Below are 2527 nucleotides of genomic sequence, written 5' to 3'. Positions count from 1 at the left end.
GGATCAGGGTCGGGGTGCGGGTGGATGTCGTGGTCGGCGACGCCTGATCGCGAACGGAGGATCAGGTGGGTTGCCCCGGAGTTTTCTCCACTCGCCGGTGCCGCCACCAGTGCTCGGGATCCCTGCCCGGTCCGGAAACGGTGTGGGCGCGGAAGACGCGGTCGATGTCGGCGACTGCAGACCGAAGGCCCTTGGCGTGCGCGCCGTCGAGCTGATGGACAAGCCGCTCGAGGTCGTCGCGGGCTTCCAGGTCACGCCTGAACAGGTCCTCCCGGTACCGCTTTGCGGGGTTCCACTCGGTCTCGAGTCGGCGGGCGAGCCTCTCCCATACGCGCAAGGCGTAGTGGACCCGACCTTCCACGCTCGACGTCGTACCCGTGGGGCAGGTGGCGAGGAAGGCGTCGGAGACGGGGGTCGGAAGGGGTTCGTGGTCGAGGACTTCGGGCAGGGGTTCCACCGTCGCCCGGGGGAGATCGGGCACCGCCTCCTCCACCATGTCGACCCGGTACGTCGTGTCCTCGTCCGAGTCGATCGTCTCCAGTCGGCAGCGCACGGTCCGGCCGTCCGCCGTCGCGACCAGGTAGGCGCTGTCGAGTTCGATGTCCGGAGCGGGGTAAAGGACCGACGTCGCCGTACGGGCCGCGAGGCGCTGGGCGAGGGCTGTCTCATCCAGCTCGCCGGCCGTCTCGTCCTCGATCTGGACTTCGAGTTCCAGGGCCAGGTCGCCAGGCGGCAGCACGCGGTATGTACACAGGACAGGAGCGTCCCAGCGGCGCACTTCTTGGTCCCCGTCCAGATCGGCGACGTCCACCGCCTCATCCGCCAGAACCAGTAGCTCCGCCAGGGCCTGTCGAAGTGCCGGCGACTCCAGTTCAGCGACGGTGAAGAGGTTCGCGATCACTTGTACGTCCCGTCATACACCTGCTTGGCCTTCGCGACCTTGTCCGGGTTGTTGACGAACTTCGGGTCACGCCGAAGTGCTTGTGAGTTGCCCAGATCGCCCTTGTTCCGGACGATCTCCTTCAGGGCAGCGTATTCAATGCGGTCCATGTCGACCAATCCCGGGCCGGACACCGGGAAAACCGTTCCGGTGTCCTCGACTCGGTATCGGCGGCCGTTGATCTCGTACGTGTTTCCGTCGGGCAGGAGCTTCGCACGCCCCTTCGCGATTCCCTCGATGTCCGAGCGAACCAGGTTCTCGTTTCCTCGCAGGATCACTGTGTTGTGTTCCTTGACTTGACCGCTGCCCGCTCCGCCGACCGTGTGCCGTTTGTTGGGGAACCTCAGCGTCTTCCCGGCCGCAGGACCGGCGACGTCGTCTCTCGCCTGCCACCGGTCGGCCGCCTTGTCCGCCTCGTCGGCCTGCTTGCGCGCCTCCTCGGCCGCCTTCTTGGTCTCCTCGTCGCAGCCATCCTCGGCGAGTACGACGTACCCGCCGCCGCCCGATGCGAGGATCGTGGTTCCGGTGCCGGCGGAACCGGTTACGTTGCCGCTGATGCCCGGGGCCGTGCCGTCGTACGGGATGGGGTGGCGCGGTGCTGAGATCGTGCAGCCGGTCTGCCTGGCCTTCTTCTCGGCTTCCTCGGCTGCTTCGTCGGCCTCCTTCGCCGCCTTTTCGGCGCCCGCCACGTCCCCCGCCTTGGCGGCACGCTTCGCGTCCTCCGCTGCCTCGGCCGCTTCCTCCGCGAGCTTGCCCAGTTTGCCTAGTTTGCCGAGGTCGCCGACCTTCTCTACGACCTTGGCGCCGTCGTAGCCGGGGATGAAGAGGGAGCCGATGTTCCACAGGACGTGGCTGACGGCGCGGGTCTTGTGGCCGTTGTTCCAGTCGTCCGCCGTGTCCTTGCCGATGAACATGTCGTAGAGGACGGTTCCGCCGGTCTTGAGCGAGGAGCCGCCCCAGCCCAGGACGGCGCCCAGGTAGTCGCCCTTGGACCACTTGTCGCGGGCGTCCTTGGAGTTGTTCATCCAGTCGTGGCCGAGCTGTTTGCCGTAGTCGCCGATGCCCTTCAGGGTGTCGAGGGGGTGGCGGGCCATGTCGTAGATGCCGGTGAGGTCGCCCCAGACGCCGTCCACGAAGACGCCCTGACCGACCTGTTTGATCTGGTCGCCGGCGCAGCCGAAGAAGGCGCCGACGCCGGAGAAGCAGCCGGGGTGCTTATCACCGTCGTTGCCGCCGGTGGTGGGGGTGGTCTTCTTGTCACCGGTGGGGTTCTGACCGTTGCCGGTGGGGTGGCCGTTCCCGGTGCCGGTGCCGGTGCCGGTGTTCGAGCCTGTGCCGTCGCCCTTCCCTGCCCTGACGTCCGTTCCGCCGTCCCCGGCGGGGGCCGGGCAGGCCATGCCGGTGACCTTGCAGACCTGGGCCTCGATGCCGCCGTAGATCTGCGTGCCCAGGCTGCTGACGAGCAGTGCCGTGATGATGGCGGCGACTATCGCGACCAGGCCGGCGTACTCGACGGCCGTCTGGCCGTCGTCGTGGCGCCAGCGGATCATGCGGGCGAGGGAGAAGGGGCGGCGGTCGGCGCGGTCG

At 67.9% G+C, this 2527-nt stretch carries 1 protein-coding gene and 1 pseudogene; both read right to left on the bottom strand.

All coding sequences use genetic code 11. The features are described from left to right. Positions 1–61 precede the first annotated feature (61 nt). On the bottom strand, positions 62–901 hold the full coding sequence (locus tag GRC12_RS43555; RefSeq protein WP_308286766.1) for a hypothetical protein: 840 nt from the start codon (positions 899–901) through the stop codon (positions 62–64). Next, positions 898–2527 (bottom strand): annotated as a pseudogene (locus tag GRC12_RS43550) (Flp family type IVb pilin); the annotation flags it as partial. The pseudogene GRC12_RS43550 and the gene GRC12_RS43555, both read right to left, overlap by 4 nt.

The organism is Streptomyces griseorubiginosus (assembly GCF_017614965.1).
Taxonomy (GTDB): domain Bacteria; phylum Actinomycetota; class Actinomycetes; order Streptomycetales; family Streptomycetaceae; genus Streptomyces; species Streptomyces griseorubiginosus_B.
The sequence above is the reverse complement of the archived record's forward strand: the minus strand, read 5'-3'. Positions and strand labels throughout refer to the sequence as shown.